Source organism: Roseovarius nubinhibens ISM, assembly GCF_000152625.1.
GTDB lineage: Bacteria > Pseudomonadota > Alphaproteobacteria > Rhodobacterales > Rhodobacteraceae > Roseovarius > Roseovarius nubinhibens.
The window spans coordinates 1,309,335-1,331,127 of sequence record NZ_CH724156.1 but is presented as its reverse complement, the minus strand read 5'-3'; the positions used below and the strand labels follow the sequence as shown (position 1 = coordinate 1,331,127).

The following is a 21,793-nucleotide window of genomic DNA, read 5'->3' as shown; positions in this document are numbered from 1 at the left end:
CGGCGGCTAGAGCAGACCTTCGGCGCGAAAGCTCAGCTCGCGCGATTTGCCGATGATGATGTGATCATGAAGCGTGATGCCGAGGCTGCCGGCGGCCTGGGCAATCTGCGCGGTCATGGCAATGTCGCTCTGGCTTGGGGTGGGATCGCCGGAGGGGTGATTGTGCACGAGGATGAGCGCGGTCGCGTTGAGGGCCAGCGCCCGTTTCACCACCTCGCGCGGATAGACCGGCACGTGATCGACCGTGCCGCGCGCCTGATCCTCATCGGCGATGAGCGTGTTTTTCGTGTCGAGAAAGAAAATGCGAAACTGTTCGGTGTCGCGATGCGCCATGCTGGTCCGGCAATAGTCGAGCAGCGCGTCCCAGCCCGACATCACTGGCCGATGCAGCACCCGCGCCCGGGCCAGCCGATGCGCCGCGGCCTCGACAAGCTTGAGTTCGCAGATCACGGCAGGGCCGACGCCGGGCAGGGCGCCGAGCCGCTCGGGCGGGGCGGAAATCACCCCGTTGAAATCGCCGAACATGTCGAGCAGCGCGCGCGCCAGCGGTTTCACATCGCGGCGCGGGATGGCCCGAAAGAGCAGCAGTTCGAGCAATTCGTAATCCGGCAGCGCCGCCGCCCCGCCCTGCATGAACCGCTCGCGCAGCCGCTGCCGGTGGTCGCGGATATAGGAGGGCAGGCGGCCGTCGCCCGGCACAGGCTCGCCCGCCGCGAAAAGCGGCAGGCAGGCATCGGCGAATCCATTTGCGCGGGTCATGCGGATGAGTTTCCGCGGCCACGGTTAACGCGTGGTTAAGGGCGATGGTGCGCCCCGGAAAATCCCATGAGATCAGGCACATCCGGCGTTGTTTTGCCGGGATATGGCTTGGTGATTGAAAGTTGTGCAAAAATCGGCGCATACACGTGGCAATCAGCCAAGGAGCCAAAGATGGATCTGCGCAAGATCACCGATGATTTCGCCGTTGCCCCGCAAATTCTGCCCGAGGACGTGGCCGAGATTGCCAAATCCGGCTATCGCAGCATCATCTGCAACCGTCCCGACAATGAAGAATACGGTCAATGCGACCATTGCGATGTCGAGGCCGAGGCCCGCAAGGCCGGGATGGAGTTTCTCATGCTGCCGATCGTCTCGGGCGTTGTCACCGAAGAGGCGGCGGACCGGTTCCGGCAGGCCCTCGATCAGCTGCCGGGGCCGATCCTCGCCTATTGCCGCAGCGGCACGCGCTGCACGATGCTCTGGACCATCGCCAATTTCGACCGGCTCGACCCGGTGGAGATCGTCGAGCGCACCGAACAGGCGGGTTATGACATGCGTGGCATCATCTCTCAATTGCAGAGCATGCAAGGCGCATGAGCGCCGACTGGCTGGCTCTTGGACCCTTTGACGCGGCGGGATGGCGCGGCTATCGGCTGCGCGGGTCCGAGATCCTGGCCGAGGCCACCGAGGCCGATGAGTCGGCGGTTCTGCGCGCGCTCAAGGCCGAGGGGGACAGCCGGTTGATCCGCATCGGCGCGGGGCAGGACAAGGTCCCTGCCGCGCTCTTGCCCGACAGTGGCGCGGCGCTGGGCGATATGGTGCAAGAGGCGCCGCTCGACCGGCTTTCGGGCTGGGCGCGGCTCGCAGCGGCGGGTGTGGTGTCGACGCGCAACCATTGGGACGGGGTGATCTGTCACGCCGGGCGCGATGTGACCCATTGGCTGCAGATCAGCGCCGAAGAGATCGTCAGTTTTCAAGGCAGCGTCACCGCGCGGCTCATCGCGGCGCTGGGCGGGGCGGCAGAGGCCGCGCCAGCGGCGGTCGAGGATGCGCTGGCCCGGCCGGAAAAGATCGCGCTGCATCTGCGCCGGGCCGAGATGGCGGGCGCTGCGGCGGATGTCACGGGCGCGCTGATCGGGGCGGAATTGGCGGCGTTGCGGCCCTATTGGCTCGGTCAGGCGGTGATCGTCTTGGGCGGGGCCGAGGGCGATGCCTATGCCGAGGCGCTGCAGGCGCAGGGTGTCCCGGTCGAGCGCGACGCGCCAGAGGCGGCGCTGCGCCAGGGCCTCGCGGCGCTGGCACAGCGTCTGGGTCTGGCCGAGGCCGGTTAATTCGCGGCCGTGTCGGGCATCAGCCCATCGGGCTGGCCGACCACCACAAAGGTGAGCTTGTCAGGATCGAGATAGTCGCGCGCCACGCGGTTCACATCCTCGAGCGTCACCGCCATCACCTTGTCATTGCGGGTCGCGATATAATCGGTGGGCAGATCGTCCATCTGCATCCCGACCGCGATATTGGCAATCGGGCCATTGCCGTCAAAGCGCAGCGGATAGGCCCCGGTGAGATAGGTCTTGGCATCGTCGAGCTCGGCCTGAGTAACACCCTCGGTCTGCACCCGCGCCCATTGGTCCCGGATCACCTCGATCGCCTCTGCGATACGGTCATTGGCCGAGGCCACGGATCCGGCCCAGAGATCGGCATTGTCCTTGTTGGCGAGATAGGCATAGACGCCATAGGTCAGCCCGCGTTTCTCGCGCACCTCGGTCATCAGCCGGCTTTCGAACCCGCCGCCGCCGAGAATATGGTTGAGCAGATAGGCCGCAAAGAAATCCTCGTGATCGCGGTCGATGCCCGGCTGGGCAAAGACGGCCACCGATTGCGGCGTGGCAAAGGGCGTCACATGGGTGCCGCCGGGCAGGTTGAGCTCGGCCCGGCCGGGCAGCGGCGCACCGGTCTCCGGCAGATCGCCGAGAAGCCGGTCGAGCAGCGCCGACAGCTCGTCTGCGGTGATATCACCCACCGCGCTGACATAGAGCCTGTCACGGGCAATCGCGGCCTTATGCGCGGCGAGCACATCCTCGCGGGTCAGCGCCGTCACGGTCTCGAGCGTGCCATCGCCGCTATTGGCATAGGGGTGATCGCCAAAGATCAGCTGATCGAGCGCCCGCCCGGCCTGGGCATTGGGGTCCTTGGCGTCGCTTTGAATGATCGACAGCATCTGGCCGCGCACCCGGTCCACCGCGTCTTGGTCAAAGCGCGGGTTTACCAGGCTTTCGCGCAGATGGGTGACCGCCTCATCGCGGTTCTCGGTGAGGAACTTGGCCGAAACGCTCAGCACATCGTCATAGACATTATAGCTGAACGAGGCGGCGAGCTCTTCGCTGCGGGTGGCAAAGGCATTGGCATCCATGTCACCCGCCCCCTCTTCGAGCGTGTGGGTCATCAAAGACACCGCGCCGAGGGTCTCGGGCGTATCCAGAGAGGTGCCGCCGCGAAACCGCAGCTCGAGCGCCACGAAGGGGTTGGAATTCTCTTCGACCAGCCAGGCGGTGATGCCGCCGGGGGTGGTGATCTCTTGAATCTCAACCTCGGCCCGGGCGGGCAGGGCGGCCAAGAGGCCGATGGCAACAAGCGCGGCGCGGATCATTGGGAAACCTCCGTTTGGGTCAGCCAGCCGGTGACCGATGTCCTGTCGTCAAAGACCTTGCGCGCGGCCTGCATGATCTGATCCGGCGTCACCGCATCGAGCAGCGCGGGCCAGGCCTGGACGTCTTCGATGCTCAGCCCGACGGCAAGCGCCCGGCCATAGCGGTTGGCAATCGCGCCGACATCGTCGCGGGCATAGATGCGCGCGGCGCGCAGCTGGGTCTTGAGCCGGGCGAGCTGGGCCTCGTCGACACCGGTCTCGAGAAACTCGGCAATGACCCGGTCCATGGCGGCCTCGGCCTCTTCGAGGCTCACCCCATCCACCGGCACCACCGACAGGTTGAGCGTCGCGTCATCACGGCTCGTGCCGCTGTACCAGGCACCGCTCTGCACGGCGATCTTCTCGTCGAACTGGAGCTTTTGCGACATCACCGAGGTGATGCCACCGCCGAGAAGCTCGGCCAGAAGCGTCAGCGCGGCGGCCTCTTCCTGCGCACCGGGGTCGCGTTCGGGCGCGAGATAGGAGCGCGTGACATAGGGTTGCGCGACGCGCGGATCAGACATCACCAGACGCCGGGCCGAGGTCTGCGGCGGCTCTTGCGGGCGGGCGCGGTCTGGCAGGTCGGGATTGGCGGGGATCACGCCATAATAGGTCTCGGCCAGCTGGCGCACCTCGTCCGGTTCGACATCGCCCGCCACCACGAGAATGGCGTTGTTGGGCGCATAATGCGTCTCGTAATAGTCGAGCGCCTCGGCGAGGCCCAATGCCTCCATCTCATGACGCCAGCCGATGATCGGCACGCCATAGCGATGGTTGAGATATTGCGCCGCGTTGCGCTGTTCGCGGAAGAGCGCGCCGGGATCGTTCTCGACCCGCTGGTTGCGCTCTTCGATGATCACGTCGCGCTCGGTGGCGATATCGGCCTCGCTGAGCTGCAGATTGACCATCCGGTCCGCCTCCATCCGCATCATGAGCTCGAGCCGGTCGGCGGCGATGCGCTGAAAATAGGCGGTGTAATCATAGCTGGTAAAGGCATTGTCCGAGCCGCCATTGCGCGCCACGGTGGCGGAAAATTCGCCCGGCGCGAGGGTTTCGGTGCCTTTGAACAGCAGATGTTCGAGGAAATGCGCGACGCCCGAGGCGCCGGGTTTCTCATCCGCCGATCCGGCGCGATACCAGATCATCTGTACGACGACCGGGGCGCGGTGATCTTCGACGACGACCACATCCATGCCGTTATCAAGGGTGAAATGGCTGACCTGATCGGCCTCGCCCGCGGCGTCGATGGCGGTGTCTGACTGGGCCCAGGCCGGGCTGGTCAGGCCAAGCCCGGCGACAAGGGCCAGAATGGCGGTGATACGGTTGTGCATAGGCTCTCCCTGGGGGTGCTGCTCGCGTGCTCCCCGATAGATACGGTCTTTCGCGCAGGCTTCAACCGCCCTGACAAAGCCGTGATGAGCTCAGGGGGTGTGGCTGGCAACACTCTGGATGGTGGGGCGCGTTACTCTGCCGGCGGGGCAGAGGGGGTCGCGATGCCGCGACGCTCGAGCCGCTGTTTCTCGGCATCGGCATCGAGCCACTGACGCTTGTAGGCGGCGGTGTAATCGTCGATCGGCCCGAGACGGAAGATATTGACCCGGCCATAGCGGCGGCGGCGGTCATTGTCCTCGGTCCGCAGGGTCTGGCGGATGTCCGGGGTCGCACCCTCGCGGCGGGCATGGTTGATCAGGTTGGCCTCGGCGGCCGAGGTGCTGTTGAGCGCGGCGGCATTGCCGCCCAGCGCCGCGATGCCATCGGCCTCGGGGTTTTGGTCGACAAGGTTCACACCGCCCGGCGTCGGGGCGGGCAGGGCGTTATAGCTGGTCGGCGTCTGCAGCGGATGGGTGGGCAGCACGGTAAACTCATCCGGGCCGTTGCCGGTCTTCTTGAAATGCGCAAGCTTGGGCGCTTCGCCGCGTTTGGCGCAGCCGCCAAGCGCCACCGTCAGGGCGGTCAGAAGAATGATGACATGCGACTTGCGCATTAGGTGCCTCCAGCCAGTTTGGCCCATGTTCTAGCGCATCGAGGGCGGCGCGTCACGCAGGCTTTTCGCTATTGGAAAAGATCACCACCCCGATGGCCCCCGCAAAGACCCCGATATCTGCGACATTGAACGCATAAGGGTTGTCAAAGCCGCAGCAGGACATGTTGAGAAAGTCCGCAACCGCCCCATAGCGCAGCCGGTCGATCACATTGCCGAGCGCCCCGCCAATGAGCAGACCGGCGGCGATTTTCTGCCACTTGCCCGCCGGATCGCTGCGCACCCACCACAGAACCGAGGCGGAAATGATCAGCGCCACGGCAATCAGCACCCAGCGCGTGAGGGCCGAGTCCCCCGACAGAAAGCCAAAGTTGATGCCGTAATTCCACGCCATGCGGAAATTGAGCAGCGGCGGCCAGATGTCGATCGACCCGATTTCGCGCAGGTTCATCGCGTGCACGACGATATATTTGCTGATCTGGTCGATCAAAAACGTGGCCAGCCCGGCCCAGAAAACTATCCGCATGGCGTCCTCGCTTGGGTGTCAGTGACGGAAATGGCGCATACCGGTGAGCACCACGGCAAGCCCGGCCTCATCGGCGGCGGCGATCACCTCGTCGTCGCGCATCGAGCCGCCGGGATGGATGACGGCGGTGGCCCCGGCCTCGGCCGCGGTCAGCAGACCGTCGGCAAAGGGAAAGAACGCATCCGATGCCACGACCGAACCGCGGGTCAGCGGCGCGTCGAGCCCGAGCGCCTCGGCCATGTCCTCGGCCTTGCGGGCGGCGATGCGGCAGCTGTCGACGCGGCTCATCTGGCCCGCACCGACGCCGACGGTGGCGCCGTCCTTGACATAGACGATGGCGTTCGACTTGACGTGTTTCGCCACTTTCCAGGCAAAGAGCATATCCTCGAGCTCCTGCTCGGAGGGCGCGCGTTTGGTCACCACCTTGAGATCGTCACGGGTGATCACGCCATTGTCCTTGTCCTGCACAAGGTATCCGCCCGAGACCTGACGGATGGTGCGGGCCGCCGCCGCCGGATCGGCGAGCGCCTGGGTGGTCAGCAGGCGCAGGTTCTTCTTGGCGGCAAAGACCCGGCGGGCGTCGTCATCGGCGCCGGGCGCGATCACCACCTCGGTAAAGATCTGCACGATCTCTTCGGCGGTGGCCCCGTCGAGCGGCTGGTTGAGGGCGATGATGCCGCCAAAGGCGCTGGTGCGGTCACAATCAAAGGCGCGGCCATAGGCCTCTTTGAGCGTCGCGCCCCGCGCCACGCCACAGGGGTTGGCATGTTTGATGATCGCGCAGGCCGGGCCTTGCGCCGGGTCAAATTCGCTCACCAGCTCAAAGGCCGCGTCGGTGTCGTTGATGTTGTTGTAGCTGAGCTCTTTGCCCTGATGTTGCTGGGCGGTGGCGACGCCGGGACGGTTCGAGCCATCGACATAAAACGCCGCCTGCTGATGCGGGTTCTCGCCATAGCGCAGTTCCTGCGCGAGCGTGCCGGCCACGGCGCGGCGGCGCGGCGCGGTGTCGCCCTGCTGATCGGCCATCCAGCCCGAGACGGCGGCGTCATAGGCCCCGGTGCGCGCATAGGCGGTCATCGCCATCTTCTGCCGGAAGGCGAGCGTCGTCGCCCCGTCATTGCCGCGCAGCTCGGCCAGCAGCGCGTCGTAATCCTCGACATCGACGATGGTGGTGACAAAGCCGTGGTTCTTGGCCGCCGCACGGATCATCGCCGGGCCGCCAATGTCGATGTTTTCGATGCAGGTCTCGTAATCCGCGCCCTTGGCGACGGTTTCTTCGAACGGGTAGAGATTGACCACCAAAAGATCGATCCCGCCGATGCCATGCTCGTCCATCGCCTTGAGGTGATCGGCATTGTCGCGCAGCGCCAGCAGACCGCCATGCACCATCGGGTGCAGCGTCTTGACCCGGCCATCCATCATCTCGGGAAAGCCCGTGACATCGGCCACGTCGCGCACTTCAAGCCCCGCCTCGCGCAGCGCCTTGGCACTGCCCCCGGTGCTCAGAAGTTCGACCCCAAGCCCCGCGAGGGCCTGGCCCAGTTCAATGAGACCGGTCTTGTCGGAAACCGAAAGAAGGGCGCGTTTGACGGGCGCAAGCGAGGCAGAGGGCATGGGCAGCAAATCCTAGTCTGTGTGTTCCGTGGGCTCGGCCTCGGGCGCGAACGCATCGTCGGGTTCGAGATCGCGAATGCCGACGGGGGTTTCCTGCGCCTTGGCCAAAGACCACCTGATGCGGGTCGCATACTCTATTGCGCGCCCGGATAGAACAATCTGTTTGGTCGCACGGGGCCGTAATCGCGTTTTTTCTAGGTAAACGCTGGGATCAAGCCGCATTTCGCCGCGTCCTTCGCTGCGAAACACCCAGATTTCGCCACTGCGCAGCGCCAGCGACACCGCATTGCCCCCCATATCGAGCGTCGCATCGACATCCGGGTGCAGGTGAAAGCGGATGTCGAACCGTATCCCGTCGAGCGTCGTGGCATCGAGCGCCGCATCGAACCGCCGCTGATCGCTGTCGTCGAGCGCCAGCAGCATGTCCTCGCCCGCCACGCCACGGCCATCAAAGGTCATGTCGATGCTGCGCGCATGGGTGAGGCCAAAGCGGCTGACATAGCCATCATGCGCCGCCTCGAGCCGCAGACCGTCGCTGGCCCGTCGGGTCTGCACCGGCACATCGCGCGGCCCAGAGACGAGCCAGTCTTCGGTGGGACCCGACGGCCCGAGCCGGGCGCTCGAATCCCCCGCCAGAACCAGCGTCGAATGCGATGGCGTCGCCCGTCCCGCCCGCCGCCATTCCGGGCCAAAGCTCTTGCCCGAGCCGCAGTTCACGATGAGAGGCCGCCGCCCCGAGGTGATCTCGAAGGCGAGGGTCGAGGCATGGGCATCGCCCGCCACCGCCCCCAGAGGCGGTGGCGCGGTGTCGGTGATGATCGTGGTCCGCCCGGCATTGAGCCGCGTATAGCCCATCGCCATGCCGCCCGGCGCGGCTGCCTTGATGCCGCTCGCCGCCAGCGCCGCATCAAGCCGCCCTTCGAGGCCGCGCCCGCCGCCATGAAATCGCGCCAGCCCGCCATCGGCATGGCGCAGGCTGCGCAGGATCGGCGCGATCCGCTCAATCGCGCCCTGCAGCGCCGGGCTCGGTGGCACTTCGGCTTCGCTCAGCGCCATTTCGGCCCAAGTGAGCAGGGTGAAAATATCGAGAAGATCCTCGGGATTGCGCGACGCCAACAGGCCATCGGGAGAGATCGTCGCATCGCATTCCCGTGCCAACGCCGCATTGGCCGGCCCGACGTAATCGCGCATCCCCTCCAGCGACAGCCCGGCATAGATCAGCCCGGTCAGCGCCTCGATCCGGGGCAGCCCGGGCCGTGCTGCCTGCCAGCGCCGCCCGAGGAAATGCGATTGCTGCGCCAGCGACAGCATAAAGGCATCGGTGGCCTCCGCCTCCTGCCCGCGCATGATGAGAAAGGCATGGCTGATCCAGCGGATGAGCCGCCGCCCCGCCAGATCGGCGGTCCAGCCCGGCCCGCGCCCCGCGCCATAGCGCGCGATCCATTCCGCAATCCACGCCTGCGCCGTCTTGCGCGCCGGGCCATCGCCCACCGCCGCCAGATCGTCGAGCCAGGCAAAGCCGTGCAACTCGGCGGCAAAGGCGCGGTCCGGCGGGGTGATCTGCCAGATGCTCTTGCCCTCGGCCTGCACAAGCTGTCCGGCAAAGAGGAAATTCCCGGCACAGAGCTGCCGCCCCCGGGCAAAGCTGCCGATGGTGCGCGGTTCAGGCTGGGACAGAAAGGCGGTGGCTGGGCGCGACATCGTGGCCCGCCGCGCCGCGATCCGGTCCATCAAGAGCGCCCAACGCGCGGAAATCATATGAGAAGTCCACATCTACCTTGCCTCGTGGCGCTCTTGCTGGCGCGTGTTCCGCCCCGACCATACATGAGGCTTTCTGCCAAGTCACCGCTTTAGGCCGGGCCGAGTGTGTCGGATTTTCCCCGTCCGCCCTAGCCGAGCCAGAGCGCGTGGATCAGCACCCAGAGGCTCATCACAGCCCCCGCCGTAAGGGTGAACGCCCCGTTCCAGACGAGGCCGACCCGCGCCGCGCTGATATTGGCGAAAGACCCGATGAGCAGCGTCGTCGCGGTAAAGGGCGAGCTTGCCCCGCTGAGCGCCCAGCCCGCGGTGATCGCCACGATGATTGCCGCCGGGCTGAGGCCCATCGCCGCCGCGCTCGGCACCATCGGCGCCAAAAGTGTCACCGCGAGGATCGGGTTCATGCCAAGCTGCCCGAGCGCCGGGATGATCCAGATGATGCAAAGCAGGATCGCCCAGACCGGCAGCCCCAGCGGATCGAGCCCCGAGGCCAGCAACAGCGGCGTGAGGATCGGCGCGCCCACCGTGCCGATATAGCCTGCCATCATCAACAGCGTGAGCTCGCCATGATAGCCCGCCATCTCGGTCCAAAAGAACCTGCGGCTGCGCTGGCCGAGGCTCGCCGCCGTCGGGTCTTCGCGCCGCTGCAACAGGACCCAGGCCACCGCCAGCAGCGGCACGACCAGCAAGACGATGCCGACCACGCGAATGCCGGTGAGCCACGTGAGCAGAACCACCGCGATCACCAGCAGCCCGAGCAGGATGAACAGTGGCGTCAGCAGCCTCCAATTGCCCTCGGGCGGGCGAAAGGCCGGGCGCGGCTGGTTGAGCCGGGGGCGAAAGATCGTGTCGAGCGCCCAACCCGTCCCCGCCATCAGCAGCGACGAGACAATGCCCGGCAGCACCACATCCGGCCATGTCGCCCCGGGGATGAGCGCGATGGACACCGCGATGCTAAAGGACAGCGGCGACCAGGTGAGCATCGACACGAACGCCCGCTGAATGGCCAAGAGCATGCGCCGCCGCCTGTGGCCGCGGATCTCGGCATCGGGCTCTGCCTCGGCGGCATCGCTCGCCAGCCCGCCCAGCAGCGCGATAGAGCCATAGTTGAGCACCAGCGCGAAAAGCTGCCCGCCAAGGGTCAGCGCGAGATAGCGCCGCCCCGGCGGCTGTTGCGCCAGAAACCGCCCCGCCCGCGACATCGAGGCCGAACTGCCCGCCGCGCTGCGCAAGGACGCCAGCGCCGTGAAAAACGCCGCGATAAACCCGGCCGTGCCAAGCCCTTTGAGGACCGTGGCGCGCCAATTGTCGTCGCTCAGCGCCAAAATCAGGGTCAAACACAGGCCAATTGCCACGAAAACCTGTCGCCCCTTGCGCACTTGTAGCGTCAGCAGCGCCAGCAACAGCGCGGTCAGAATGACGGGCAGCAGCCCCAGCACCCCCTCGCCGAGCCATTCGCGAATCAGCACAGCGGCACAGACCAGCAGCAAAGCGAGGCCGGTGGCGGGGGAAAGGCGGTGTGAAAGGGGCATCTGAAAATCGACCAGAGAGCTATCGCCCGCACCGTTGCGCGGATCGCGGGTGATTACAATGGCCCCCGCCCGGATCAGCCGGGTTTGCGCAACAGCGCCATGTAAAACCCGTCCATGCCGCCTTGATCTGCCCAATAATCGGGCCGCAGCCGCAGCCCGCCCTCTTCGGTGATCCAGGCCGGGTCGATGCCGGGCTGGGCGAGCGCCTCGCGGTCCACCACCAGGCCTTCGTGGCGCAAAAGCGCCTCTTCGACATGGCATTCGCCCTCGTCCGGCAAGAGCGAGCAGGTGCAGAACATCAGCCGCCCACCGGGTTTCAGAAGGCTCAGCGCATGGTCGAGCATCTCGCCCTGCAACGTGATGAGCCGCCCGATGTCCGAGCCATCCTTGGCAAAGGGCAGGTCGGGGTGACGGCGCAGCGTGCCGGTGGCCGAACACGGCGCATCAAGCAGGATCGCATCATAAGGCCCGCCCGTGTGACGCAGCGCATCGCCGGTCTCGCAACTCGCCGCAAGCCCGGTGCGCTCGAGGTTTTCCTGCACCCGCTGCATCCGCTGCGCCGACAGGTCGAGCGCGGTGGCGCTGGCGCCGCTGGCCGCGATTTGCAGGGTCTTGCCGCCCGGGGCGGCACAGAGGTCGAGCACGTTTTCGCCCGGTTTAGGGTCTAATATGCGCACCGGCATCGCGGCGGCGGCATCCTGCACCCAGAACGCGCCCTCGGCATAGCCGGGCAGGGCCGAGACCTGCCCCGGATCGGTCAGCCGGACCGAGCCGCTGGGCAAGAGCGTGCCGCCCGTGGCCTCGGCCAGCGCCGCCGCATCCGTCTTGGCCGTCAAATCGAGCGGCGCGCCCGCGAAATGCGCCGCCTCCATCCCGTTGACCGCCCCCGGCCCATAGGCGTCGAGCAGCGGCCCGCGCAGCCAACCGGGCAGGCGCGGCACCCGCAGATCGTTCCACGAGCGCGGCGCCTCTTCGGCGATCTTGCGCAGCACCGCGTTGACGAGACCCTTGTAATTCTGCGACCGCTGGCCTTCACCGGCGAGCGTCACCGCCTCGCCCACCACACCATGCGCATCGCCGCCATAGGCGAGCTCGACCGTCGCCAGCCGCAGGATATTGCGGATGGTCAGCGGCGGTTTCTTCTTCACATGCCGGGAAATGAGCCGATCCGCCCGTTCCATGGCCCGCAGGGTCTGGGTGGTGAGCCGCTGCGCCCGCGCCCGGTCCGCCGGGTCGAGCCGATCCACCGCACCCGCCGCCAGAAGATCCTGCAACATCCGGCCTTCGCCGGTGATCTTGTCGAGCATCCACACGGCACTGTGCCGGGGAGAGGGGGCAGGTCTGGACATGGGCGCTCCTTGGCTCTTGCGGAAGTCTGGCCTATATCAAGCACACAAGGCCAAAGGAAGCATAAGATGAGCGACGACAGCCAGCCCACGGACCGCAAGGATTTGCCCCCCGCCGCCCAGCGCGCGCTGGCCGAGGCCGAGGAACGCCGCCGTCTGGCCGAGGCCGAGGCGCCGCTGCCCAAAGAGCTTGGCGGTCGCAAAGGTCCCGAACCGGTGCGCTATGGCGATTGGGAGAAAAAGGGCATCGCGGTCGATTTCTGACCGCGACGGCCGCTGTTAAGGGATCAAAAACAGACCCTATTTCAGCCCAAGCACATCCATCATGTCGAAATGCCCCGGCCCGCGCCCGACCCCCCAGAGCGCGGCCTTGACCGCGCCACGGGCAAAGATCGCGCGATCCGTCGCCATATGACGCAGCACGATCCGCTCGCCCGCTGCGGCAAAGAGCACATCATGCTCGCCCACGATGTCGCCGCCGCGAATGGCGGTGAACCCGATATCGCCCCGCTTGCGCGCCCCGGTGATGCCATCGCGGCCCCGGTCCGACACATCCTCGAGCGACACGCCCCGGCCTTCGGCGGCGGCCTGACCGAGCATCAAGGCCGTGCCCGAGGGCGCATCGACCTTCTGGTTGTGATGGGCTTCGATCACCTCGATGTCGAAATCCTCGTCGAGCGCGGCGGCCACCTTGCGGGTGAGCTGTACCAGCAGGTTGACCCCGAGGCTCATGTTGCCGGCGCGCACGATGGTGGCGTGATGGGCGGCGGCATCCACCTTGGCGATGTCCTCTTCGGTCATGCCGGTGGTGCCGATCACATGCACGATCCGCGCCTGCGCGGCCAGCGCGGCAAACTCGACCGTGGCGGCGGGGGCGGTGAAATCGATCACCGCGTCACAGGTGGCCAGCACTTCGAGCGCATCGTCGCTCACGATGACGCCGCTTTCAGCGCCGCCCATGGCACGGCCAAGATCCTGGCCCACCCAGTCATGGCCCGGCCGTTCCAGCGCCCCGCAGAGCCGGGCGCGCCCGCTCTCCCGGATGGTCTTGACGAGCATCTGGCCCATGCGGCCCGACACGCCTGTCACCACGATCCCTGGCAAATCCGTCATCCTGCGCCCTCCTTCAAAGCGATGGCCCCTGCATAGCGCCGCCGTGCCGCCTTGGCAAAGGGGCGCGAACGGCTTAGATGAGGCCTATGGCTAAGAACAAGTTTCATGATGGTCCCGGCCCGTCGCAGCGTCAGCTGCGCGTCGGCGAATTGATCCGCCGGACATTGTCCGAGGTGCTGATGCGTGGCGACATCCACGATCCCGAACTGAACCGCATGTCGGTGACAGTCGGCGAGGTGCGCACATCGCCCGATCTCAAGATCGCCACCGCCTATGTGCTGCCCCTCGGCGGCAAGGGTCAGGACGTGATCGTCGGCCTTCTGGCCCGCAATCAAAGCGAATTGCGCCGGATCATTGGCCGCAAGCTGGGGCTGAAATACGCGCCCGAGCTGCGCTTTCGCCTCGATCAGACCTTCGATCAGATGGATGAAACCCGCCGCCTCTTTGATCAGGACGACGTGCGCCGAGATGTCGAGGACTAGAGCCCTCGTCACGGCCGCCCTCGTGGCGGCGCTCTGGCCCGCCTCTGCCCAGGCGGCCGACTGCCGCGCCCTGACCCATGAGGGGGCGGAGTTCACCATCTGCGAGATCGACGCCGGCACAGAGGTGATTCGCCTCTTCCACAGCACCCCCGAGGGCGAGGTTCTGGGCAGTTTCCCGCGCGTCGATCAGATGCTGCGCGACCGGGGCGAGCGGCTCGGCGTGGCGATGAACGCGGGCATGTATCACAATGACCTCGGCCCCGTCGGCCTCTATGTCGAAGAGGGCCAGCAGGCGATGCGGCTGATCACCTCCAAGGGCCCCGGCAATTTCGGTCTCCTGCCCAATGGCGTGTTCTGCATCCGCGACGGCCGCGCCGATGTGATCGAAAGCCTCGCCTTCGAGGCCGCCGCGCCGGACTGCCGCTATGCCACGCAATCGGGGCCGATGCTGGTGATCGACGGGGCGCTGCATCCGCGCTTTCTGCCCGACAGCGACAGCGTGCATGTCCGCAACGGCGTCGGCACCTCCGCCGACGGGCAGCGCGTGGTGCTCGCCATCTCGGACGAGCGGGTGAATTTCTACACCTTTGGCACGCTGTTTCGCGATACGCTCAAGCTGCCCAATGCGCTCTATTTCGACGGCAAGGTGTCGCGGCTCTATGCGCCGGGCTCCGGTCGCCATGATCGCGGCTTTCCCATGGGGCCGATCGTCGGCGTGGTCGAAGACGCGACAGACTAGGCCAGGGCAGAACCGGGGCAGGCCAAACCGGCCCAAGCCCATTGATTGACAGGCCGCGCTGGCTGGGCTAGCCCCCGCAGCCTGATCACAGCGATAGAGGCACGCATATGGGACGCAAACGCAAGGGGCGCGACATCTCCGGCTGGCTGGTGGTGGACAAACCCGCCGGCATCACCTCGACCGCCGTGGTCAACAAGGTGCGCTGGGCGCTCGCGGCCTCCAAGGCGGGCCATGCCGGCACGCTCGACCCCGAGGCGACCGGCGTGCTCGCCGTGGCGCTGGGCGAGGCAACCAAGACCGTTCCCTATATCACCGACGCGCTCAAGGCCTACCGCTTTGTCGTGCGTCTCGGGCAGGCCACCAACACCGATGATGCCGAGGGCGAGATCATCGCCGAAAGCGACGCCCGCCCCGATGATGCGGCGATCAAAGAGGCGCTCATGCCCTTTGTTGGCGACATCATGCAGGTCCCGCCCAAGTTCTCGGCGGTCAAGATCGACGGTCAGCGCGCCTACAAGCTCGCCCGCGATGGCGAGGACGTGGAAATCGCCGCGCGCCCCCTCTGGGTCGAAGAGCTGACCCTCGTGGACCGTCCCGATGCCGATCATGTCGAGCTTGAGATGGTCTGCGGCAAGGGCGGCTATGTGCGCTCCATCGCCCGCGATCTTGGCGCGGCGCTGGGCTGCTACGGCCATGTGTCCTGGCTGCGGCGCACCTGGTCCGGCCCCTTCGACGTCGCGCAGGGCATCAGCCTCGACGAGGTCGACCGCCTCGCCAAGGACCCGGCGCTCGACGCGCATCTTCTGCCGCTTGAAATCGGCCTCGACGATCTGCCCGAACTGCGCGCCACCGCCGAAGGCGCCGCGCGTCTGCGCAATGGCAATCCCGGCATGGTGATGGCCGCGAATGACGTGGAATATGGCGATGAATGCTGGGCCTCGCATGAGGGGCGCGCCGTCGCCGTGGGCGTCTACAAGGCGGGCGAGCTGCACCCAAGTCGCGTCTTTGTCGGCTGATCCCTTGCGCCTGACCCTCCGCTTCGGCAGAAATGGCGCATGATCACCCGCAGCCATCAAAAGGGCGACGCGCCCTCGACCGCCATCTATTCCGATTGCGAACGCTACCGCTACATGCTGACCCGCGAATGGGATGCAACGGGGCGGCGGGCGCTCTTCATCATGCTCAACCCCTCGACCGCGACCGAGGTGCAGAACGATCCCACCGTCGAACGCTGCGAACGGCGGGCGCGCACGCTTGGATTTGGCAGCTTTAGGGTCACAAATATCTTTGCCTGGCGCGACACTGACCCCCGTGCCATGCGCGCCGCCATGGATCCGGTGGGGGCCGAAAACGATGTCGCGATCCGCGACAGCCTGCCTTGGGCGGATCAGGTCATCGCCGCCTGGGGCAGCCATGGCGACCATCTGGCGCGCGGTGCTTCTGTGGCGCGGCTTTTGTCCGAGGCGGGCGGCGCGGTGCATCATCTGGGCCTGACCAAGGCGGGCCACCCGAAACACCCGCTCTACATCGGCTATGCCGAACAGCCCCGGATCTGGGGCCCGGACGAGATGGCGCAGCTCGCCACCCTCGCAGGTTAACCAAGAGTTCACTCGGCAATTGTGCGACAGCGCGCAGTGTGGCCCAATCCCCACGGGGTAATGGCTCTTTGGGCCAGTGGGTTTTTGGGCCAGTGGGTTTTTGGGGATAGTGCGCAATGTTGATGTTGGCGGGTTTGCTGGGCGCGATGGCCATTGGGGCCACCGCCGTTTTGACCATCACCGAACAAGAGGACGAGGATCTCGTCTATGAGGAGGAGAGACCCGACGAGGATCTCGACACCGAAGAGGCCGCGAATGCCGCCGAGGAGGAGGCCGAGCTTCGGAATGAGAGTGCTGCCGCACCTCAAGAAATAAATGCCAATTCCCCTGAAATAGAGACTGTTTCTGACATCACCGACGCCCCGCCCCCCGGCGAACGCATCACGGCGGGCGGCGACGGGGATGATAGCCTGCCTGGCAGCGATCTGCGCGACGCGAGCCATGGTGGCGACGGCAATGACCATCTCACCGGCGCGGCAGAGGCCGACACGCTCATCGGCGCCAATGGCGCGGACACGCTCGCCGGCGACGACGGTGACGATCGGCTCGACGGCGGGCGCGGGGCAGACAGCCTCGCGGGCGGCGCGGGCAGTGACCTGCTCATGGGCCATGGCGATGACGACTATCTCGACGGCGGCGAGGGCGATGACAGCCTCCATGGCGGCGCGGGCGGTGACACGCTCTCGGGCGGGGCGGGCGATGATGCGCTCTCCGGCGGGCTGGGCGATGACATCCTGTCGGGCGGTGCCGGGCAGGACAGCCTGTTTGGCGGCTGGGGCAATGACACGATTTCCGGGTTGGAGCCCGAAGAGGGCCAGACCCCCGATGGCGACTATCTCAATGGCGGCGGCGGCGATGATCTTATCCTGACCGGGCAGGGCGATACCGTCACCGCCGGCACCGGGGCCGACCGGATCGTGCTTGGCGATTGGCTCAGCGCCGCGCATCAGGCCGAGATCCTCGACTTCTCCGCAGACGAAGACACGCTCATGGTGGTTTACGACGATCAGGCCGGAACAGAGCCTGATCTGACCATCGAGCCGGACGAAAAAGACGCCTCCACCCAGCATATCACCCTCAATGGCGAACGGATCGCCCTCGTCCATAACGCGCCGCTGCTCGACCCGTCGCATCTGCGCCTCGTCGGGCAGAGCACGCTCACCGCGCTGATGACGCCGCCCGCCGCCTGACCGGGCGGGCAGGGCGGGGGCGCGACAGGGGGGCGCAACCGGCGCGGCAGCCCCAAGAAATCCCTTTTCTTTCTACGCCAATCGGCCTATACGCGCCCATCTCTCCGGTCCGCCGGTGAGTCTCCCATAGGACCCTGCTGGACGACATCCCGGCTTGTGCCCTTCACATCCAACTCTGAAAGGAGACCCCGATGTCGATCACTGTTGAAGAAAAAGCCCGCGTGATGAAAGAATTCGCAACCAAGGACGGCGACACCGGTTCGCCCGAAGTCCAGGTTGCCATCCTGACCTCGCGGATCACCACCCTGACCGAGCATTTCAAGACCCACAAAAAAGACAACCACGGTCGTCGCGGTCTTCTGAAAATGGTCGCCCAGCGCCGCAAGCTGCTGGACTATCTCAAGGGCAAGGACGAAGGCCGCTACCGCGACCTGATCCAACGCCTCGGCATCCGCCGCTAAGAATTCCGGTCCCACCGGACCTGAGAAACGCCCGCTCTTGCAGCGGGCGTTTCGCATTTCGGCGATCCGCATTGCCAAGCCCCGGGGCAGGGTCTAAGCCCGGGGCCATAGTATTTACGGACCATTGCCATGCCCCTCGCCGCGCTTTTCTCGGTCGCTGCCCTCGTCTTTGTCGCCACGAGCTTTGTCGTCACCGGGGACACTGCGGGCAAATTGCTGACCCAGGGCGGTGAAAACCCGTTCTTTGTCGCCTGGTCGCGCTTTGCGCTGGGGGCGGCGCTGATCCTGCCGTTCAGCGGGCTGCAACGGCACGAGCTGCGGTTTCTCCTCCATTGGCGCGTCGTCTTGCGGTCGATCTTCATCGTCGGTGGCATCTGTTCGATCCTGACGGCGCTGCGGACCGAACCCATCGCCAATGTCTTTGGCGCCTTCTTCATCGGACCGATCATTTCCTACGGGCTGGCGGTGCTGTTTCTGGGCGAGACCATCTCGCGGATGCGCACGATCCTGCTCTTCTTCGGCTTTTTCGGCGTGATGCTGGTGGTCAAGCCGGGCTTTGGCGCGACGCCGGGTCTCGGCTTTGCGCTGCTGGCGGGCTGTTGCTACGGCTCCTACCTGACGATGACCCGCGCCATCGCGGGCGACTACCGGCCGCGCTTTCTGCTGCTGTCACAGCTGGTCCTCGGCGCGCTTCTGCTCTCGCCCGTGGTGGCCACCGTGCCATGGCCCAGCTTCACCCCGGCGCTCTCGGGCCTCATCCTGATGAGCGCGGTCGGCTCGGCGCTTGGCAATTACATCCTCGTGCTGGTGAGCCGCAAGGTGAGCGCCACCATCGTCGCGCCGCTGATCTACTCACAGCTCATCACCGCCACCGCCCTCGGCGTGCTGGTCTTTGGCGATTGGCCCGATACGCTCTCCTTCACCGGGCTCGCGATCATCCTCGCCTCGGGGCTGGGCTCGCTCTTCGCGGTGCGGCTGCGCGCCACCGCCTGACCGCCCACGCGCCCCCATCGCCCGAATGCGCCAAGCGCCGCGCAGATTGGGCTTATCCACATCATTGCTTTCCAACAGGGCAAATTTCCTGTAAGGCCACGGCCATCTGAGACGTGACGCCTCTGACCTCGGGCGCATGGGAATGATTGAGGTCGGCGGCAATGGGGCCGCCATTGAAACGGAGGACCGGGCAGGGGCCCGGAGCGCCTCCAGACAGGATACGATAGATGTTCAACGAAGTGAAAAAATCCATCCAGTGGGGCGAAGAAACGCTGACACTGGAAACGGGCAAGGTTGCCCGTCAGGCTGACGGTTCGGTCATTGCCACGCTGGGCGAAACCAGCGTCATGGCAAACGTGACCTTCGCCAAAGAGCCGAAGCCGGGTCAGGACTTCTTCCCGCTGACGGTTCACTACCAAGAGAAATACTATGCCGCGGGCAAGGTGCCCGGTGGCTTCTTCAAACGCGAAGCGCGTCCCACCGAAAAGGAAACGCTGACCGCGCGTCTGATCGACCGCCCGATTCGTCCGCTCTTTGTGGATGGGTTCAAAAACGAAGTTCTGGTGATGTGCACCGTGCTGAGCCACGATCTCGTCAACGATCCCGACATCGTTGCGATGATCGCCGCCTCTGCCGCGCTGACCATCTCGGGCGCGCCCTTCATGGGTCCGATCGCCGGTTGCCGCGTCGGTTACGAGGATGGCGAATACATCCTGAACCCGACCGTGGACGACATGCACGAGCTGCGCAGCAACCCCGATCAGCGTCTTGATCTGGTTGTCGCGGGCACCCGTGACGCGGTGATGATGGTCGAATCCGAGGCCTATGAGCTCACCGAAGAGGAAATGCTCGGCGCCGTGACCTTCGCCCATGAGCAGCTCAAGCCGGTCGTCGATCTGATCATCGACCTGGCCGAAGTCGCCGCCAAAGAGCCCTTCGACTTCCAGGCGCCGGATTACTCGGATCTCTATGCCGCGGTCAAAGCCGCCGGTGAAAAAGAGATGCGCGCCGCTTTCGCGATCACCGACAAGCAAGAGCGCACCGCCGCTGTTGCCGCCGCGCGGACCGCGATCAAGGCCGCTCTGACCGAAGAGCAGCTCGAAGATGCGAACCTCGGTTCGGCCCTCAAGAAACTCGAAGCCAGCATCCTGCGCGGCGACGTGGTCAAGGGTGGCAAGCGGATCGACGGTCGTGACACGACCACCGTGCGCCCGATCGTTTCGGAAACCGGCCTGCTGCCGCGGACCCACGGTTCGGCCCTCTTCACCCGTGGCGAGACCCAGGGTCTCGTGGTGACGACGCTCGGCACCGGCGATGATGAGCAATTCATCGACGCGCTGCATGGCACGTTCAAATCGAACTTCCTGCTGCATTACAACTTCCCCCCCTATTCGGTGGGCGAAGCTGGCCGCGTGGGCCCTCCGGGCCGTCGTGAAATCGGCCATGGCAAACTGGCATGGCGCGCGCTTCAGGCCGTGCTGCCCGCCCCGACCGATTTCCCCTACACGATCCGCGTCGTGTCCGAGATCACCGAATCGAACGGCTCGTCCTCGATGGCTTCTGTCTGCGGCGGCTCGCTGTCGATGATGGACGCAGGTGTTCCGCTCAAGGCGCCGGTTGCCGGTGTGGCCATGGGCCTGATCCTCGAAGATGACGGCGATTTCGCCATCCTGACCGACATTCTTGGCGACGAGGATCACCTCGGCGACATGGATTTCAAAGTGGCCGGGACCGAAAAAGGCATCACCTCGCTGCAGATGGACATCAAGGTCGCAGGCATCACGCCCGAGATCATGAAACAGGCTCTGGCGCAGGCCAAAGACGGTCGTCTTCACATCCTCGGCGAAATGTCCAAGGCCCTCACCGAGGCGAGCGAATTCTCGGTTCACGCGCCCCGCATCGAGACCATGAACATCCCCACCGACAAGATCCGTGAAGTGATCGGCTCGGGCGGCAAGGTCATCCGCGAGATCGTGGAAACCTCGGGTGCCAAGGTCGACATCAACGATGACGGCGTGATCAAGATCGCCTCGCCCAATGGCGAAGCCATCCAGAAGGCCTATGACATGATCCACTCGATCGTGGCAGAGCCCGAAGAAGGTCAGGTTTATGATGGCAAGGTCGTGAAGATCGTCGATTTCGGCGCCTTCGTGAACTTCTTTGGCAAGCGTGACGGTCTCGTCCACGTGAGCCAGATCGAAAACCGCCGCCTGAACCACCCGTCCGACGTTCTCAAAGAAGGTCAGGACGTGAAGGTCAAGCTGCTCGGCTTTGACGATCGCGGCAAGGTTCGCCTGTCGATGAAAGTCGTCGATCAGGAAACCGGCGAAGAAATCGCGCCGGAGAAGAAAGAAAAAGACGACGCCTGATCCGATTTCGGACAGCTAAGTCAGGAAAGCCCCGGCAGCGATGCCGGGGCTTTTTCGTCTCTAAACCGGCAGTTTTATGCGGGCAGTTTTAAACCGGCAGCGCCGTGGTCTTGCTCACCGTGCGCAGGGCAAAGCTCGACTGCATCTTCGCCACCCCCGGCAGCCGCGCCAGCGACCGGCGGTGAATGCGAGCGAAATCCTCGGTATCCTCGGCCACCACCTTGAGGATGTAATCCGCCGCCCCCGCCGTCAGATGACATTCGAGAACATCGGGGATTCGCGCCACCGCCTTTTCAAAGGCCTCGAGCACCTCATCGGCCTGCGTCGACAGGGTGATCTCGACGAAAACGGTTGACGGCACCCCCATCTTGCGCGCATCCAGCAACGCGACATAGCCCGCGATATAGCCCTCGGTCTCGAGGCGCTGCACCCGCCGGTGACAGGCGCTGGCCGAGAGATTGACCTTCTCCGCCAGGTCGGCATTCGAAATCCGCCCCTGTCGCTGAAGCACGGCGAGAATGCGACGATCGGTTGTGTCGAGTGACATATGCGCAAGAAACTCCTGTGGCTACGCGGGTATCATCGCAGAATATTCGAAAACATCCCCGAATGGCGAGAGGTATTTCGCATCCTTTTGCGCCGATTC

22 protein-coding genes are annotated in these 21,793 nt (G+C 65.5%); 11 read left to right on the top strand and 11 right to left on the bottom strand.

Features of this window, described 5'->3' with window-relative positions; all coding sequences use genetic code 11:
- Positions 1-6 precede the first annotated feature (6 nt).
- Positions 7-759, bottom strand: a complete 753-nt coding sequence (radC, locus tag ISM_RS06430; protein WP_009813320.1) for a RadC family protein — start codon at positions 757-759, stop codon at positions 7-9.
- Between the two features lie 171 nt (positions 760-930).
- Here radC and ISM_RS06425 point away from each other — a divergent pair, with 171 nt between their 5' ends.
- Positions 931-1,356, top strand: a complete 426-nt coding sequence (locus tag ISM_RS06425) for a protein tyrosine phosphatase family protein (RefSeq protein WP_009813319.1) — start codon at positions 931-933, stop codon at positions 1,354-1,356.
- Positions 1,353-2,090, top strand: a complete 738-nt coding sequence (locus ISM_RS06420) for a 2-dehydro-3-deoxygalactonokinase (RefSeq protein ID WP_009813318.1) — start codon at positions 1,353-1,355, stop codon at positions 2,088-2,090. Before ISM_RS06425 ends, ISM_RS06420 begins: the two co-directional genes overlap by 4 nt.
- Here ISM_RS06420 and ISM_RS06415 read toward each other — a convergent pair.
- From ISM_RS06415 to ISM_RS06380, 8 genes are all read right to left on the bottom strand, one after another.
- The gene (locus ISM_RS06415; RefSeq protein WP_009813317.1) at positions 2,087-3,406 is read right to left on the bottom strand and encodes a M16 family metallopeptidase; all 1,320 of its coding nucleotides are present in this window, start codon (positions 3,404-3,406) and stop codon (positions 2,087-2,089) included. The genes ISM_RS06420 and ISM_RS06415 overlap by 4 nt on opposite strands.
- The gene (locus ISM_RS06410) at positions 3,403-4,776 is read right to left on the bottom strand and encodes a M16 family metallopeptidase (RefSeq protein WP_009813316.1); all 1,374 of its coding nucleotides are present in this window, start codon (positions 4,774-4,776) and stop codon (positions 3,403-3,405) included. Before ISM_RS06410 ends, ISM_RS06415 begins: the two co-directional genes overlap by 4 nt.
- Before the next feature lie 131 nt (positions 4,777-4,907).
- Positions 4,908-5,429, bottom strand: coding sequence for a DUF3035 domain-containing protein (locus ISM_RS06405; protein WP_009813315.1), 522 nt, complete (start codon positions 5,427-5,429; stop codon positions 4,908-4,910).
- A gap of 52 nt (positions 5,430-5,481) precedes the next feature.
- Positions 5,482-5,952 carry a signal peptidase II gene (lspA, locus tag ISM_RS06400; RefSeq protein WP_009813314.1) on the bottom strand — a complete coding sequence of 157 codons (471 nt, stop codon included), beginning with the start codon at positions 5,950-5,952 and terminating at the stop codon, positions 5,482-5,484.
- Between the two features lie 18 nt (positions 5,953-5,970).
- Positions 5,971-7,566 carry a bifunctional phosphoribosylaminoimidazolecarboxamide formyltransferase/IMP cyclohydrolase gene (purH, locus tag ISM_RS06395; protein ID WP_009813313.1) on the bottom strand — a complete coding sequence of 532 codons (1,596 nt, stop codon included), beginning with the start codon at positions 7,564-7,566 and terminating at the stop codon, positions 5,971-5,973.
- 12 nt (positions 7,567-7,578) lie between these two features.
- Positions 7,579-9,297, bottom strand: coding sequence for a heparinase II/III family protein (locus ISM_RS06390; protein ID WP_009813312.1), 1,719 nt, complete (start codon positions 9,295-9,297; stop codon positions 7,579-7,581).
- Between the two features lie 158 nt (positions 9,298-9,455).
- Positions 9,456-10,856: a hypothetical protein gene (locus tag ISM_RS06385; RefSeq protein ID WP_040617905.1), complete on the bottom strand. Its 1,401-nt coding sequence runs from the start codon at positions 10,854-10,856 to the stop codon at positions 9,456-9,458.
- 74 nt (positions 10,857-10,930) lie between these two features.
- Positions 10,931-12,205, bottom strand: a complete 1,275-nt coding sequence (locus ISM_RS06380; protein ID WP_040617904.1) for an RsmB/NOP family class I SAM-dependent RNA methyltransferase — start codon at positions 12,203-12,205, stop codon at positions 10,931-10,933.
- A gap of 66 nt (positions 12,206-12,271) precedes the next feature.
- On the opposite strand from ISM_RS06380, the gene ISM_RS06375 reads away from it, so the two are divergent.
- Entirely contained in the window at positions 12,272-12,466 is a 195-nt protein-coding gene (locus ISM_RS06375; RefSeq protein WP_009813309.1) for a DUF1674 domain-containing protein, read from the top strand.
- A 36-nt stretch (positions 12,467-12,502) separates the two neighbouring features.
- On the opposite strand, the gene dapB is transcribed toward ISM_RS06375, so the two are convergent.
- Positions 12,503-13,315, bottom strand: coding sequence for a 4-hydroxy-tetrahydrodipicolinate reductase (gene dapB / locus ISM_RS06370; RefSeq protein ID WP_009813308.1), 813 nt, complete (start codon positions 13,313-13,315; stop codon positions 12,503-12,505).
- An 86-nt stretch (positions 13,316-13,401) separates the two neighbouring features.
- Here dapB and rbfA point away from each other — a divergent pair, with 86 nt between their 5' ends.
- The 8 genes from rbfA (at position 13,402) to pnp (ending at position 21,147) form a co-directional block, all read left to right on the top strand.
- Positions 13,402-13,797, top strand: a complete 396-nt coding sequence (gene rbfA / locus ISM_RS06365; RefSeq protein ID WP_009813307.1) for a 30S ribosome-binding factor RbfA — start codon at positions 13,402-13,404, stop codon at positions 13,795-13,797.
- Positions 13,784-14,536 (top strand): phosphodiester glycosidase family protein, encoded by a 753-nt coding sequence (locus ISM_RS06360; RefSeq protein WP_040617903.1) that lies wholly within the window; start codon positions 13,784-13,786, stop codon positions 14,534-14,536. The genes rbfA and ISM_RS06360 overlap by 14 nt, the downstream gene beginning before the upstream one ends.
- Before the next feature lie 107 nt (positions 14,537-14,643).
- Positions 14,644-15,552: a tRNA pseudouridine(55) synthase TruB gene (gene truB / locus ISM_RS06355; protein ID WP_009813305.1), complete on the top strand. Its 909-nt coding sequence runs from the start codon at positions 14,644-14,646 to the stop codon at positions 15,550-15,552.
- 39 nt (positions 15,553-15,591) lie between these two features.
- Positions 15,592-16,134 carry a DUF1643 domain-containing protein gene (locus ISM_RS06350; protein WP_009813304.1) on the top strand — a complete coding sequence of 181 codons (543 nt, stop codon included), beginning with the start codon at positions 15,592-15,594 and terminating at the stop codon, positions 16,132-16,134.
- A 116-nt stretch (positions 16,135-16,250) separates the two neighbouring features.
- Positions 16,251-17,324 carry a calcium-binding protein gene (locus tag ISM_RS06345; protein WP_009813303.1) on the top strand — a complete coding sequence of 358 codons (1,074 nt, stop codon included), beginning with the start codon at positions 16,251-16,253 and terminating at the stop codon, positions 17,322-17,324.
- 191 nt (positions 17,325-17,515) lie between these two features.
- The gene (gene rpsO, locus ISM_RS06340; protein WP_009813302.1) at positions 17,516-17,785 is read left to right on the top strand and encodes a 30S ribosomal protein S15; all 270 of its coding nucleotides are present in this window, start codon (positions 17,516-17,518) and stop codon (positions 17,783-17,785) included.
- Between the two features lie 129 nt (positions 17,786-17,914).
- Positions 17,915-18,778, top strand: a complete 864-nt coding sequence (locus ISM_RS06335) for a DMT family transporter (RefSeq protein WP_009813301.1) — start codon at positions 17,915-17,917, stop codon at positions 18,776-18,778.
- A gap of 227 nt (positions 18,779-19,005) precedes the next feature.
- Complete coding sequence (gene pnp, locus ISM_RS06330; protein WP_009813300.1) at positions 19,006-21,147, top strand: polyribonucleotide nucleotidyltransferase; 2,142 nt, start codon at positions 19,006-19,008, stop codon at positions 21,145-21,147.
- Positions 21,148-21,235: 88 nt separating this feature from the next.
- Here the strand turns inward: pnp and ISM_RS06325 are convergent, their stop codons facing one another.
- Positions 21,236-21,694 (bottom strand): Lrp/AsnC family transcriptional regulator, encoded by a 459-nt coding sequence (locus ISM_RS06325; RefSeq protein WP_009813299.1) that lies wholly within the window; start codon positions 21,692-21,694, stop codon positions 21,236-21,238.
- Positions 21,695-21,793 lie beyond the last annotated feature (99 nt).